At 61.4% G+C, this 14,573-nt stretch carries 10 protein-coding genes; 9 read left to right on the top strand and 1 reads right to left on the bottom strand.

The genetic code is table 11. The features are described from left to right. A partial coding sequence (locus MLC59_RS13565; protein ID WP_248234974.1) for an energy transducer TonB occupies nucleotides 1-579 on the top strand: 579 nt, incomplete at its 5' end. Between the two features lie 24 nt (nucleotides 580-603). After that, a complete protein-coding gene (locus MLC59_RS13570; RefSeq protein ID WP_248234976.1) occupies nucleotides 604-1,293 on the top strand; it encodes a hypothetical protein in 690 nt (229 codons plus the stop codon). Nucleotides 1,294-1,490: 197 nt separating this feature from the next. On the opposite strand, the gene MLC59_RS13575 is transcribed toward MLC59_RS13570, so the two are convergent. Further along, nucleotides 1,491-4,172, bottom strand: a complete 2,682-nt coding sequence (locus MLC59_RS13575) for a nitrate reductase (RefSeq protein ID WP_248234979.1) — start codon at nucleotides 4,170-4,172, stop codon at nucleotides 1,491-1,493. A gap of 512 nt (nucleotides 4,173-4,684) precedes the next feature. Here MLC59_RS13575 and MLC59_RS13580 point away from each other — a divergent pair. The 7 genes from MLC59_RS13580 to MLC59_RS13610 all read left to right on the top strand — a co-directional run bounded on the left by MLC59_RS13580 (nucleotide 4,685) and on the right by MLC59_RS13610 (nucleotide 14,556). Continuing rightward, nucleotides 4,685-6,040, top strand: coding sequence for a CmpA/NrtA family ABC transporter substrate-binding protein (locus MLC59_RS13580; RefSeq protein ID WP_248234981.1), 1,356 nt, complete (start codon nucleotides 4,685-4,687; stop codon nucleotides 6,038-6,040). 26 nt (nucleotides 6,041-6,066) lie between these two features. Next, complete coding sequence (locus MLC59_RS13585; protein WP_248234986.1) at nucleotides 6,067-7,062, top strand: ABC transporter permease; 996 nt, start codon at nucleotides 6,067-6,069, stop codon at nucleotides 7,060-7,062. A gap of 202 nt (nucleotides 7,063-7,264) precedes the next feature. Further along, nucleotides 7,265-8,098, top strand: a complete 834-nt coding sequence (locus MLC59_RS13590) for an ABC transporter ATP-binding protein (protein WP_427901729.1) — start codon at nucleotides 7,265-7,267, stop codon at nucleotides 8,096-8,098. 342 nt (nucleotides 8,099-8,440) lie between these two features. Next, a complete protein-coding gene (locus MLC59_RS13595) occupies nucleotides 8,441-9,661 on the top strand; it encodes an NAD(P)/FAD-dependent oxidoreductase (protein ID WP_248234989.1) in 1,221 nt (406 codons plus the stop codon). A 36-nt stretch (nucleotides 9,662-9,697) separates the two neighbouring features. Next, on the top strand, nucleotides 9,698-12,211 hold the full coding sequence (gene nirB / locus MLC59_RS13600; RefSeq protein WP_248234991.1) for a nitrite reductase large subunit NirB: 2,514 nt from the start codon (nucleotides 9,698-9,700) through the stop codon (nucleotides 12,209-12,211). Nucleotides 12,212-12,669: 458 nt separating this feature from the next. Then, the gene (gene nirD, locus MLC59_RS13605; protein ID WP_248234992.1) at nucleotides 12,670-13,038 is read left to right on the top strand and encodes a nitrite reductase small subunit NirD; all 369 of its coding nucleotides are present in this window, start codon (nucleotides 12,670-12,672) and stop codon (nucleotides 13,036-13,038) included. A gap of 411 nt (nucleotides 13,039-13,449) precedes the next feature. Continuing rightward, on the top strand, nucleotides 13,450-14,556 hold the full coding sequence (locus tag MLC59_RS13610; protein WP_248234994.1) for a GGDEF domain-containing protein: 1,107 nt from the start codon (nucleotides 13,450-13,452) through the stop codon (nucleotides 14,554-14,556). Nucleotides 14,557-14,573: the final 17 nt, after the last annotated feature.

The following is a 14,573-nucleotide window of genomic DNA, read 5'->3' on the forward strand; positions in this document are numbered from 1 at the left end:
CCAGAGCCAGAGCCAGAGCCAGAGCCAGAGCCAGAGCCAGAGCCAGAGCCAGAGCCAGAGCCAGAGCCAGAGCCAGAAGAGGCTCCGTCACCGGAGCCCGCACCGCAACCGCAACCTGAACCTGAACCTGAACCTGAACCCCAGCCTGAACCCGAGCAGGCTGAAACGGCCCGCAGTGAACGCACCACCGACAAGGAGGCGGAAGCCAACGTGGATACCACGGAGCCCGACGAAGGCGCGGACGAGTCCACCCAGCAGGAACAGGTTGAACTAGTCGCCGGCGATGACAGCTCGGTAGACGAGTACCTCAGCAAGCTGACCCGCCACCTGGCCCGGTACCACGAGTACCCGCGCCGGGCCCGGCGACTGGGACAGGAGGGCACGCCGGTGGTCATCTTCGAATTCGACCGTAATGGACGCCTGCTCAACACCCGTTTGCGGGATTCCTCGTCCCACGACTTACTGGACCGGGCAGCCCTTCAGCTGCTGCGGGATGCCAGCCCGCTGCCGGAGGTTCCTGGCGATATGAAGGGCCAGAGCTTTACCTATGCCCTGCCGGTGGGGTACAAGTTGCGGTAAAACCCAGGCCGCAGTTTCCGATCGATGACCTCCAACCTGCAAACCTGCCGGGCCCTTGCCCGGCTGATGTGTACCACCACCGAACAGGTGCTGTGGGATCACTACCGCCATCAGTTACACCCGAAGGCCGAGCTTGCCTGCCGTGCCGGCTCTGGCCGCGCTACCTATCATCGTTTCCATCACCGGGAGAGGTGCCACCAGATCACCTATGGGGTACGCATGGTGGCCGCCAAGCAGGATCCCGTTACCGCTGCCGGCTGGTTGTCGACCCGGGAAATCCGTAGCCGGGGGTATTTCTGTGGCACGGTGTCGGTACTGAATCTGCTGGCCCACACCTGTACCCATGAGTTTGCCCACCTGCTCCAGCAGCATGATGGCAAGCGTTACCATGGTTCGGTGCATAACCGTCATTTCTACGAACTGCTGGATCAGCTCAATGACAATGGCATGGCAGAGAGTGTTCGCCGGCATCTGGCCCACTCGGCCCATGCGCTCGGTTTGCCACTGGACAACCAGCCTATGACCCTGCCCAACCCTGGCCACCAGGCGCGGCGTTGGCAGCCTGGGGAGGCGGTACGTTTTGGTGATGGCGCCGCGGCGCGGGAAGGCATCATTCTGCGGATCAATCGCAAGACCTGTACGGTGGATGGCACCGGGCGCTCGCGGGGGCTTCGGTTTCGGGTGCCTTTTGTGATGCTTTCTGCTGTGGACTGAGGTTGTTCGTGTTCCTGGGCGGATTTTTCTCCCAGACTGTTGGCTGTGGGGCGTGAGTTGCGCGGGGGGAGGCTTTTGTTCCGGAAAAATTTAAACTCGCTTCGCTCAGACAGATTTTCCCTGCACAAAAGCCTCCCCCCGCACACCTCTTGGTTACTCTGTTCTGATCGCCATGAAAGCTGTCTGATTGGCTCAGGCTAATCCACGGAGGCATGCACCAGCTGCTTTTCTATCGACGCTTTCAGTTCTGGTAGGCATGAGCCGCAATTGGTGCCGCATCGGAGTTTTTCTCCCAGGGCTTCTACCGTTCTGGCACCTGCTCCTATGGCTGCTGCAATCTGTTTCTCGCCAACACCGAAACAACTGCATACCACGGCACCGATATCTTCCGTTTCCACACTCCGGGCCGATAACAGGCCGCGCCGCTCCTGGCGGGAGAGCTGCCGGCCATCGAACAGGGACGCCAGCCAGGCGGTGTCCGGTAAGTGACTGGCGTCCCTGGCCACCAGCAGTACACCGTCCAGTTGGCCATGGCTTATTCGGGCGGCGCGGAAGGTGCCTGCTGCGCGGTCTTCCAGCACCAGGTCCGGGGCGCCACCGAGCCAGCGGGTTATGGTCCGGTGCCAGTTTTCCGGCTGTTTGCCTGCCAGGTACCAGGTGTTGCAGTGATGCTGGGGGACGAGGGTGTGGTAGTCCGCCTGCCAGCCCCGTGGTGCCTCCCGGTGTCGTAGAAGGCGGGCGTGCCAGCGGACAGACAGTGGTGTCACAGTAACGAGCCCCGTTTTGGAGTCCGGCTGGCCGGAGATTGGGTCCGTTACCGGGGAGATCAGGGCGCTGGCAAGCCCCTCGCCGGTGAATTGATGGCTCCAGTGAATCGGCACAAACACCTCCCCCTGCCGCTGCCCGGGCTCAGCTCGCACACGCCCGGTGAACTGGCCTCCACGCTCTTTACCCAGGGTCACCAGCTCCCCTTCCTTGATACCCAGGCCACGCAGGTCGTCCGGGTGCATATCCACAAAGGGCTCCGGTCGATGCTGGACCAGCCGTGGCGCCCGGGCTGTCCGGGTCATGGTGTGCCATTGATCCCGGATTCGGCCAGTGTTCAGCCGCATTTTTTCGGGGCTCACATCAGTCTGGTCCAATGCCGTTGCCCGAACCGGCATGAAACGGGCGCGGCCGTCCGCAGTGCTGAACCGGCCATCCCCGAACAGACGCTTGCTGCCTCCAGGCTGCGCTGCTGTAACCGGCCACTGGACGGGTGCAAGCTGGTCATAGGCTTCGTCGGTCAGGTCCGCCAGGCCGGACAGATTGAACTGGCGGGTTCCGTGGTTATCCAGGGCCGACAGCCGGGCGTGCTCCCGGAAAACCGCGGCAGGTGACGACCATGCAAACGCTTTCCCATAGCCCAGGCGCTGTCCCACTTCCGCGAGAATCTGCCAGTCTGCCCGGGCCTCCCCGGCAGGTGGCAAGAAGGCGCGCTGGCGGGAAATACAACGCTCGGAGTTGGTGACGGTGCCATCTTTCTCGCCCCACCCCCTGGCCGGCAGCAGGATATCCGCCAGGGCCGTGGTATCGGTGTGACGGACGCAATCGGAAACGATCACTACCGGGCATCGGCCGATGGCTTCACGCACCCGGTGACTGTGCGGCAGGCTCACCGCCGGGTTGGTACCCATGATCCACAGCACCTTGATCTCGCCCCGGTGGACGGCTTCGAACAGGTCCACGGCCTTGTATCCGGGGGCCTGCGGCAGACGGTCGGTACCCCAGGACTGCGCCACCGTTTCGCGGGCACCCGGGGTGTCGTAATCCATATGGGCCGCCAGGGTGTTAGCCAGGCCGCCCACCTCGCGACCGCCCATGGCGTTGGGCTGTCCGGTCAGGGAGAGCGGACTGGCTCCGGGTTTGCCCACACGCCCCGTGGCCAGGTGGCAGTTGATAATGGCGTTGCCTTTATCCGTACCCGCCACGCTCTGGTTGATGCCCTGAGAGAAGGCCGTGACGGTGCGGGGCGTTTCCGCAAACCACCGATAGAAGCTCACAACGTCAGCCACTGGAATATCACAGGCCTCGGCCACGTTCCCTGGTGTAAAGGCCTTGGCCCGGGCCGATGCCAGGGTTTCATCGAAACCGCTGCAATGGGCGTCAACGTACGCACCATCCACCGCCCCCGTATCCGCCAGCCAGACCAGCAAGCCATTGAACAGCACGGTATCTGTACCCGGCCGGATCGCCAGGTGCAGGTCCGCCAGCTCTGCGGTAGCTGTGCGGCGGGGGTCAATAACCACCACACGGCGCCCGGGCCGGCCTGCGGCCTTCATACGCTGATAGAGTACGGGGTGATTCCAGGCGGCATTGCTGCCGGCCAGTACCAGCAGGTCCGCCAGCTCCAGATCTTCATAGCATCCCGGCACCACGTCCTCACCAAAAGCCCGTTTATGGGCGGCCACCGCCGATGACATGCACAGGCGGGAGTTGGTGTCCACATGGGGCGTTCCGATAAAGCCCTTGGCGAGTTTGTTGGCCACGTAGTAGTCCTCGGTCAGCAGCTGGCCGGACAGGTAAAAGGCTACCGAGTCCGGCCCATGCTGCGCCATGGCCTGGCGGATGGCCCCGGCCACTTCATCCAGTGCCCGGTCCCAGCTGACCCGGCTGCCCAGTACGCGAGGATGGTGCAGATTGCCTTCAGAGCCAGTGGTTTCGTGGAGGCTGGCACCTTTCACGCAAAGACGCCCATGATTGGCCGGATGGGCCGGGTCACCGGACACTGGACGGTTGCCTGCGCTGCGCTCAGACGTGCAAGGGGTGGCCAGCACCCCGCAACCCACACCGCAGTATGGACAGGTGGTCTTGAAGGGAAGGGGATCGGGAGTGTTCACGGAAATAGCGCCCATTCTGGTGGTCGGTTACCAGGCAACAAAAAAGCCTGACGGGCATTCCCCCGAAAGGATGCGCTCGTCAGGCTTCGTTGCCCACTGTCAGGCTTCCCGGCGATAGGGCACGGGAAGGATTCTGGATTGTCCTCATGCAAGCTAGCAAGATCGGGGCCGGGCGGTTGTTTGCAGCAAGTTACCCGCAACGAACGCCCTGCCCCCTGCAGAGCCTGACCTTACCGCGTCAAAACTCGCACCTCACTGGTGCATCAGGCACGAAAACGCACCGTCAGGCGGAAGGCCAACAGTCCGCTTACCGACCAGTTATGACTTAACCAACTGTTTATTGAACGTTTCCCTAACTGGCACGCTATCTGCAATACCCGTTACAGGAGCGATCCCGTCACGGGCATCACTTCCAGCACATTCAGAGTGATCTGCAGACATTGGCGTCTGCTTCCCGGCGACGGGGGGCAGGCGTTTTTTTTCGAGTAATGAAAGACCTTTCGGGGGTAGCAATGACACGGCATCACATACTGGCCATCACCCTGGCCCTGGGCCTGGCGACGAATACAAACGCGGAAATAGGCCCGGCGGAGCAGCCCGACCTGAAACTGGGCTTTATAAAGCTGACGGATATGGCGCCCCTGGCGGTGGCGTGGGAACAGGGCTTCTTCATGGACGAAGGACTTTTTGTGGAACTCGAAGCCCAGGCCAACTGGAAGGTCCTGCTGGACCGGGTCATCGACGGCCAGCTCGATGGCGCCCATATGCTCGCAGGGCAGCCCCTCGGAGCCAGCATTGGCTATGGCACCCGGGCGGATGTGATTACCGCCTTCAGTATGGACCTGAACGGCAACGGCATTACCGTCTCCAACGATGTCTGGGAGATGGTAAAGGACAACCTTGATCAGAGTGACGACGGTACGCCGGAACATCCGATCAGCGCCAGCGCCCTGAAACCCGTGGTGGAGCATTACCGGGATCAGGGTGAGCGCTTTCGCATGGGCATGGTGTTCCCGGTGTCCACCCATAACTACGAGCTGCGTTACTGGCTGGCCGCCGGCGGCCTGAACCCCGGTTACTATGCGCCCCAGCGGGGCGATACCAGCGGCACCCTGCAGGCCGATGTGCACCTGTCCGTTACGCCGCCCCCCCAGATGCCGGCCACCCTGGAAGCCGGGACAATCCAGGGTTACTGCGTGGGCGAACCCTGGAACCAGCAGGCGGTGTTCAAGGGCATCGGCGTGCCGGTGATTACCGACTACGAGATCTGGCCGAACAATCCGGAAAAGGTCTTCGGCGTGACCCGCCAGTGGGCCGAGGAAAACCCGAACACCCACCTGCGCCTGCTCCGGGCACTGATTCGCGCCGCCCACTGGCTGGATGAGGATAACAATGCCAATCGAGCGGAAGCCGTAAAACTCCTCGCGCGCTCCCAGTACGTGGGAGCCGACGAGGAGGTCATCGCCAATTCCATGACCGGCACCTTCGAGTATGAAAAAGGTGATGTGCGAGAAGTGCCGGACTTCAACGTGTTCTTTCGCTACTACGCAACCTACCCCTATCCCTCAGACGCAATCTGGTACCTGACCCAGATGCGACGCTGGGGCCAGATTGCGGAGGCAAAGCCGGACGATTGGTACATGAAAACCGCCCAGGAGGTCTACCGGGCAGATATCTACCGGGAAGCGGCCCGTTCACTGATCGAGGATGGCACGTTTCCGGCGGAAGCCTTTCCGGACCTGGAGATGGAGAACTTCGAGCGACCACACCAGGGCGAGCTGATTGATGGCGTTCCTTTCACGCCCCATGAGCCCAACGCCTATATCAACAGCTTCGACATCGGCCTGAAAGGCGACGACACGCCCTGAAGCTCATCTGAAGACGGAGAACGGCCATGAGCACCCTGAGTGAAACCACGTCATCCAACCTGGTCGGCCGCAGGCTGGTCCGGTTGCTGAGCCTTCCCAATCCGGGCCAGCTGGCCACCAGGGCACAGCAACTGCTGCTGCCACTGGTGGGCATTATGCTGTTCCTGGGGTTCTGGCACCTGGCCGCACCCCAGGTTCAGACCTCCCTGGGCGCCTTCCCGGGCCCGGTTGCCGTAGCGGAGCAGGCCAGCGCGCTCTGGCAGGAACACCAGGACCAGCGTGACCGGGCGGACAAGTTCATCGCCATGCAGGAAGAGCGCAATGCGCGGATTCTGGAAGACAACCCGGAGGCGGAGGTGAGAATCCGTGACTACCCCGGGGCGCCCACCTTTATTGACCAGGTCGGTACCAGCCTGTTGACGGTGCTGGCGGGTTTTCTGCTGGCCACGGTTATCGCGGTGCCCCTGGGGATACTGGTGGGATTGAACCGGTACTTCAACGCGGCAGTGAATCCCCTGATCCAGGTGTTCAAACCGGTATCGCCCCTGGCCTGGCTGCCGCTGGTGACCATGGTGGTATCAGCCACCTACGTCAGCGACGATCCGATGTTCGAGAAGTCTTTTCTGACGTCGATGATCACGGTGACCCTCTGCAGTCTGTGGCCAACGCTGATCAATACCAGCGTGGGGGTGGGCGCGGTCAGCCAGGACCTGGTGAATGTATCGAAGGTACTGCGGCTGTCGTTCTGGACCCATGTTCGCAAGGTGGTGTTGCCGTCTTCAGTGCCGATGATCTTTACCGGTCTGCGGGTGTCGCTGGGGATTGCCTGGATGGTGCTGATTGCGGCGGAGATGCTGGCGCAGAATCCGGGGCTGGGGAAGTTTGTGTGGGATGAATTCCAGAATGGGAGTAGCCAGTCCCTGAGCCGGATCATGGTGGCGGTGCTGGCGATTGGTTTCATCGGGTTTTTGCTGGATCGCGGGATGTTGGTGGTGCAGCGGCGAGTGGCCTGGGACCGATAACAAAACCTGGCGAGATTCAGGCTTCGGTGCCGGAGCCCCGGGCAGGTACCTCTTTCCGGGACACGCGGTGAATACATCCCTGTACGCTCGACAAAAACATCCCTGTTTTTGACGGTCCCGGAAAGAGGTACCTGCCCGGGACTCTCCAACTATTGAGGTGACCTTCATGAGCAAAGCACATTTGGAACTGACCGGTGTTCAGATGGCGTTCGATACGCCAACAGGGCCTTTTATTGCCCTCGATGACCTGAACCTGAAGATCGGTAAGGGCGAATTCGTATCCCTGATCGGCCACTCAGGCTGTGGCAAGTCCACCGTGCTGAACATTGTCGCTGGCCTTTTGAAGGCCACCAGGGGCGGTTGTGTGCTGGACGGGCACGAGGTGAATGAGCCGGGGCCGGAGCGGGCCGTGGTGTTTCAGAATCATTCGCTGATGCCCTGGCTGACCGTTTACGAGAACGTGGAGCTGGCGGTGCAGCAGGTGTTCCGCAAGCGTATGAGCAAACGGGAGCGCAAGGAATGGATTCTGCACAACCTCGCCCTGGTGCATATGGACCATGCGCTGGACAAGCGTCCCGGGGAGATTTCCGGGGGGATGGCTCAGCGGGTGGGGATTGCCCGGGCGCTGGCGATGAAGCCCAGTGTGTTGTTGATGGATGAGCCGTTCGGGGCTTTGGATGCGCTCACCCGGGCGCATCTGCAGGATTCGCTGATGGAGATCCAGCAGGAGCTGAACAATACAGTGATCATGATCACCCATGATGTGGATGAGGCGGTGCTCTTGTCGGACCGGATCATCATGATGACCAACGGGCCGGCGGCGTTGGTGGGTGAGGACCTGTCCATTGAGCTGCCACGGCCCCGGGATCGTGTGACGCTGGCGGACGACCCGGCCTATGTCCGATACCGGCAGGCGGTGTTGTCGTTCCTATACGAGAAGCAGCGGTTTCCCGGCAAGGCGCCGGCGTCGGAAAAGGATGACGACCAGGAACAGAGCACAGCCGAAACCCGTCGTGGTTTGCGGGCTATCGCATGATGGCGGTGTTCAACGGCGGTGCACGAATTCGGTGTGGTGAACAATCCGGGGGCATTACCGCTCAGTGAAAAAACAGACCGGAAATCGATAACCCATTGTTTTAAAGATAAATAAAACTACTGGCACGGTACTCGCTTTAGCTAACTCACGGATGATCGTCCCGGCCACGGAGCGGCCGGACCATCAGGGGCACGTCAGCCGAAGATGGCTTGAGTATCCCGAAGTCTCCGGACTTCACCGAACATCGTTGTTGGCATTGGCGCCGGACCATCGACTCCCCCTCGGGGATAGATGCTCCGGCTTTTTTTGTTGCTCCAACATCAACCACCCGGGAGCAAAGCAATGAGACAGGGAACACTGATAATTTGCGGGCACGGCATGGTGGCCCAGCGTCTGCTGGAGCACCTGTGTGAGGGCGGGCACCCCTTCAGCCGGGTCGTAGTGCTCGGTGCCGAGCCGGAATCGGCCTACAACCGGGTGTTGCTGTCATCCGTGCTGGCCGGGGATGCCACCATGGATCAGCTTCAACTGAGGGGCGAAACCTGGTTCGACGCAAACGGTATCGAGCGCTATCACGGTGACCCGGTGACCACCATCGACCGCACACGTCAGCGGATCGTTACTGCGGACGGACGGGAACTGGCCTACGACACGCTGGTGCTGGCCACCGGCGCCAGGCCGGCGCCCCTGGGTATCCCCGATGATGACCTGGGGGGCGTGCTGACCTTCCGCGACCTGCGGGACACCCGTCAGCTGATCGAGCTGAGCCAGCGTCATGGCCGCGCCGTGGTCATCGGTGGCGGCTTCCTGGGACTGGAAGCCGCCGAGGGACTGCGCTGCCGGGGTATGGCGGTCACCGTGCTGCATCGTAATCCGCACCTGCTCAACCGGCAGCTGGATACCACCGGTAGCGAACTGCTGGCCGTCAGCCTGCAGGAACGTGGCCTGAGCATCCGCACCGGCGTCAGCCCGGTTGCGTTGCTTGGCAAGCGCCGGGTACGGGCGGTACAGCTGGATGACAACAGCCTGGTCAGCACCGATCTGGTCGTTACCGCCGCCGGCATTCGCCCCAACACCGACGTGGCGACAGCCGCCGGACTCGAATGCGGGCGAGGTATTCGGGTCGACCGGCAGCTTCGAACCAGTGATTCCGCCATCTTCGCCCTGGGGGAGTGTTGTGAAATCAACGGACAGACATTCGGCCTGGTCGACCCGGGCTATGAACAGGCCCGTGTACTGGCGCAGGTGCTGAAAGGTTCCGACCAGGGCGCGGTTTTCCGGAGCACCACACAGCCCACCCGACTGAAGATCAGCGGCATACCAATCTTTTCCTGCGGCCAGACCCGACCGGATGAACACACGGAATCCATCGTCTGGCAGGACCATGACCAGAATCGTTATTGCCGTCTGCTGCTGCGGGACGGTCGCCTGGTGGGCTCGGTGTTGTTCGGCGAAACCCGTGACGGCCCCTGGTACGCGGAGCAGATACAGAAAGGCAACGACCTTACCCCGTGGCGGGCGACCCTGGCTTTCGGCCGGGACTACTGCGAACAGGCGGCCTGAGCGACGGCGCCACAGTATTTGAGAGAGGACAGACCCATGAGCAACAAAACCCTGATCGTCATCGGTAACGGCATGGTCGGCCACCACTTCCTGGAGCAGTTCGCCGACTCCCCGGCCGCTGCCGGCTTCAACGTCCTGGTTTTCGGAGAGGAAAAGCAGCTGGCCTATGACCGGGTGCACCTGTCCGAATACTTTACTGGCTCCACCCACACGGACCTGGCCATGGGCACCGCCGACTGGTACCGGGCAAAGGGCATTGACCTGCACCTGCACGAGCCGGTGACTGCCATCGACCGGGAGCGCCGCGCCGTCACAACCCCGAAGGGTAGCTACCGCTATGACGAGCTGGTGCTGGCCACCGGTTCCTACCCGTTCGTGCCGCCCATCGACGGCAGGGATAACCCCAACTGCTTTGTCTATCGCACCCTGGAAGACCTCGACCGTATCCGCGCCTGCGCCGGGGGCGCCCGGACCGGGGTGGTTGTGGGCGGGGGCCTGCTGGGGCTGGAAGCGGCCAACGCGCTGAAAAGCCTGGGCCTGGACGCCCATGTGGTGGAGTTCGCCCCCCGCCTGATGCCGGTGCAGCTGGATGACGACGGCGGCGCCCTGCTTCGCCGCAAAATCGAGGTGTTGGGTGTACAGGTGCATACCGAAAAGGCCACCACAGCCATTGTGAACGTTAAGGGCAGCCGCCTGCGCATGGAATTCAGTGATGAGTCCTTCCTGGAGACGGACCTGATCGTGTTCTCCGCCGGCATCCGCCCCCAGGACACCCTGGCTCGTTCCTGCGGGCTGGACATCGGCGAACGCGGCGGCATTATCATCGACAACCACTGCACCACCTCCGACCCACATATCCACGCCATCGGCGAATGCGCTTTATGGAACCAGCAGGTCTTCGGCCTGGTGGCACCGGGCTATACCATGGCCCGCACCCTGAGCGCCGCCCTCAATGATGACCGGGATGCAGCCTTCACCGGGGCCGACATGAGCACGAAGCTCAAACTTCTGGGTGTGGATGTGGGCTCCATCGGCGATGCCCACGCCCGGACCCCGGGTGCCCGCAATATCCGCTTTAACGACGAAAAGGCCGGCCACTACCGCCGCATGGTCATCAGCGAGGACGGTCGAAAACTGCTCGGGGCCATCCTGGTGGGGGACAACAGCCATTACGATACCCTGCTGCAATACTGCCTCAACGGCATCGACCTGCCGGAAAACCCGGAGTCGCTGATCCTGCCGGAAAGTCAGGGGGGCACCCCGGCCCTGGGCCCCGATGCCCTGCCCGACACCGCCCAGATCTGCTCCTGCCACAACGTCAGCAAGGGCGACGTGTGCTGCGCCATCGATGCCGGCGCCACCGACCTGGGCGCTGTTAAAGCCGGAACCAAGGCCAGCACCGGCTGCGGCGGCTGTGCCGCCCTGCTCAAGAACCTGGTGGACAGCGAGCTGGAGAAGCGCGGCGTGGAGGTCAGCAAGGATATCTGTGAGCACTTCCCCTACAGCCGCCAGGACCTGTTCAACATTGTCAGGGTCAACGGCATCCGAACCTTCCGCACGTTAATCCGGCAGCATGGCAAGGGACACGGCTGCGATATCTGCAAACCCACGGTGGCGTCCATCCTGGCGACCTGCTGGAACGAGCACATCCTGGCCACGGACCATGTTCCGCTGCAGGACACCAATGACACCTTCATGGCCAACATGCAGAAGAACGGTACCTACTCCATTGTGCCCCGCATACCCGGGGGAGAGATCACACCAGACAAGTTGATTGTGTTGGGAGAGGTAGCGAAGGAGTACGACCTTTATACCAAGATCACCGGCGGCCAGCGGGTGGACCTGTTCGGCGCCACCCTGAGCGAACTGCCGGAAATCTGGGAGAAGCTCATTGCCGCCGGTTTCGAGACCGGCCACGCCTACGGTAAGTCCCTGCGTACGGTCAAGTCCTGTGTTGGCAGTACCTGGTGCCGCTATGGCGTGCAGGACAGTGTGGGCATGGCGATCCATCTGGAGAACCGCTACAAGGGCCTGCGCGCGCCCCACAAGGTCAAGATGGCGGTGTCAGGCTGTACCCGGGAATGCGCCGAGGCCCAGAGCAAGGACATCGGCGTGATCGCCACCGAAAACGGCTGGAACCTGTATGTATGCGGCAATGGCGGCATGCGCCCCCGCCATGCGGACCTGTTTGCCACCGACCTGTCTGATGACGAGTTGATCCGTACCATCGACCGGGTTCTGATGTTCTACGTGCGCACTGCCGACAGGCTGCAGCGCACCAGTGTGTGGATGGAGAACATGAAAGGTGGTCTGGATTACCTGAAGCAGGTTGTTCTGGATGACAGCCTGGGGATCTGTGCGGAGCTGGAGCAGCACATGGCGGATATCGTGGGTACCTACCAGTGCGAATGGAGGTCTGCGGTGGAGGATCCGGAGAAGCGCAAGCGGTTCCGGGAGTTTGTGAATGCCCCTGGGCAGAAGGATCCGGTGCAGCAGTGGACTACGGAGCGGTCTCAGCGACGACCGGCTGGTGAGACTGAGGTGGCCTGATTCTTGTTGCTGGGATTCGTTGACCGGCGGGTTCTGGGGCTGGGTCGCTAGCTTGCGGGTTTGGGGGGCTGGAGTCGCGTGGGGGTTCTTTTCTTACGGGAATCGAAAACTCGCTTCGCTCAGACAACGATTCCCTGCAGAAAAGAACCCCCACACACCTCCGGCGGACCTTAGGGGTGACCGAAGGTAAACGACAAAGACAAAGACAAGGGCAAGGGCAAGGGCAAGGGCAAGGGCAAGGGCAAGGGAAGTAAAACCCGGTTTCTTGTTGAGAGCTGCAATCAATTTGATCACGGCGGGGTGGGGGTGGCTTTCCGCAGGGAAAAAAGGTGTCTGAGCAAAGCGAGTTCTTTTTTCACGGAGGAAAGCCACCCCCACCCTGGCGCAGGCACGAAACCAATCAGCCATCTCCCAAACTCTGAGGGAGGGAGCCGATCCAAAACAGAAGGAGACAAGCCATGAAAACCACGACCCAATGGAACATCGTCTGCACCGTAGACGACTTGGTACCGGAATCCGGCATCGCGGTATGGACCGACGACGGCCCGGTAGCCATTTTCTACCTGCCGCACCGACTGCCGGCGCTGTTCGCCATCAGCCACACCGACCCGTTCAGCGGTGCCAACGTCCTGGCCCGGGGTATTACCGGCGACCTGAACGGCCAGCCGGTGGTAGCTTCCCCGTTGTACAAGCAGCACTTCAACCTGGTCACCGGCCAGTGCCTGGAAGATGAGAGCGTGAGCGTGAACAGCTACCGGGTCCTGTTGGACGGAAACGCCGTCAGGCTGGAACTCACCAGGGCCAGGTCCCTGGCCAAGGCCGCCTGAAACCAACACCACTCAGTTCATCGCAGGTGCTGCACCAGAGTCCACAGAGGTGTAGCCGGGGGTTCGTTTCTCCAGGGAATCGTTGTCTGAGCGAAGCGAGTTTTCGATTCCCGGAAGAAAGGAACCCCCGGCTGCGCCTCCCTCACCATCCTTCGCATCTCCCATATCTCCCAAGTCGCTCAGGCTCGACAGATACAACCTGTCACAACAGACACGCCACTTTCTGCTACATTCATTGATATACCTTTCCATAGGCACTAATTGATGATTTTGCTAAATAAAATTGAATTAATCGGACCGTAGGGATCAGCACCCTATTTGTAATCCGATGACCGCTCATTCGAGCCATTTCGTGGTAATCTTGGCGCACTTTAAAACAACCGTATAAAAACTGGTCAAGTCAACAAAGAAATGACGGCAGAAAGCATCGAGCAAAGAATTCAACGGGCCCAGTCACTGCGCCTGAAGCGGATGGCCTGGGGGTTTGCAAACCACGGCTGCACCGCCCTCGCCGTGATCGGTCTATATCTTGGCGGCTTCCTGCCTGTCGAGCCTGTGCTGGTATTCTTTGCCAGCAGTGTACTGCTAGGCACCCTGCTGGTCCTGATTCTGCAGTTCGGTATCAACCTGCGCTTCAAGGATCCCAGCATGACCATGGCCCAGATCCTATGGCCGGTCATCCCCTCCCTGTATGTCATGTTCTTTGTGGCCCTGCCCCAGGGGCGGATCCTGTTCCTGATGCTGGCCATCGGGGGCGTCATGTTCGGCGCCCTGGCCCTGAACCGTCGGCAGATGCTGACCATCGCCTGGTTGTTCTGGCTGGCTTACCTGGGGCTGGTGCTGCTGCTTGGCTGGGTAGCCCCGGAACGCATCTATTGGCCGCTGGAAGCCGTTACACTGTTTGCCTATGCGTCGGTTCTCTCCATCGTTGCCTACCTGGGCAGCTTTATCTCCGAGCTGCGACACCAACTCAGTATCCGTAACCGGGAGCTGAAGCACGCCAACGTCGAGCTGGTAGAGCTGGCTACTCGCGACCCCCTCACCAGTCTGCCTAACCGACGCACAGTCATGGAACAGTTCGAACGGGAGGTGGCCCGCAGTGAACGCCAGTCCCCTGGCCCCAAGGCCCTGGCCATCAGCGTTCTGGATATTGATCATTTCAAACGCATTAATGACACCTTTGGTCACCAGGCCGGAGATGAGATCCTGCGCAAGGTCAGTCACACCATTCAGTCGACCATTCGTAAAGGCGACTACGTGGGCCGTATTGGCGGGGAGGAGTTCCTGCTGATCTTCCCGGAGACAACGCCGGACCATACAGTGCCGGCCGCCGAACGCATCCGCAAGGCAGTGGAAGCGCTGCGCTTTGATGAATTGCCAGAGGGATACCGAATCACGGTGTCTCAGGGCGTGGCGATTCACCAGGTGGGTGAAACCCTGCAGACGACCTTCAAACGGGCCGACGAAGCGCTCTACCAGGCCAAGAACAGTGGCCGCAACCAGGTGCTGGCAGCCTGACAACCCGGCAGGGCCAC

The sequence above is a fragment of the Marinobacter bryozoorum genome (assembly GCF_023156245.1).
GTDB classification, from domain to species: domain Bacteria; phylum Pseudomonadota; class Gammaproteobacteria; order Pseudomonadales; family Oleiphilaceae; genus Marinobacter; species Marinobacter bryozoorum.

Bases quoted from the DNA above. Each gene is read 5' to 3' on its own strand.
- MLC59_RS13595 (WP_248234989.1), top strand. From the start codon at position 8,441: ATGAGACAGGGAACACTGATAATTTGCGGGCACGGCATGGTGGCCCAG.
- nirB (WP_248234991.1), top strand. From the start codon at position 9,698: ATGAGCAACAAAACCCTGATCGTCATCGGTAACGGCATGGTCGGCCAC.
- MLC59_RS13590 (WP_427901729.1), top strand. From the start codon at position 7,265: ATGGCGTTCGATACGCCAACAGGGCCTTTTATTGCCCTCGATGACCTG.
- nirD (WP_248234992.1), top strand. From the start codon at position 12,670: ATGAAAACCACGACCCAATGGAACATCGTCTGCACCGTAGACGACTTG.
- MLC59_RS13585 (WP_248234986.1), top strand. From the start codon at position 6,067: ATGAGCACCCTGAGTGAAACCACGTCATCCAACCTGGTCGGCCGCAGG.
- MLC59_RS13580 (WP_248234981.1), top strand. From the start codon at position 4,685: ATGACACGGCATCACATACTGGCCATCACCCTGGCCCTGGGCCTGGCG.
- MLC59_RS13570 (WP_248234976.1), top strand. From the start codon at position 604: ATGACCTCCAACCTGCAAACCTGCCGGGCCCTTGCCCGGCTGATGTGT.
- MLC59_RS13610 (WP_248234994.1), top strand. From the start codon at position 13,450: ATGACGGCAGAAAGCATCGAGCAAAGAATTCAACGGGCCCAGTCACTG.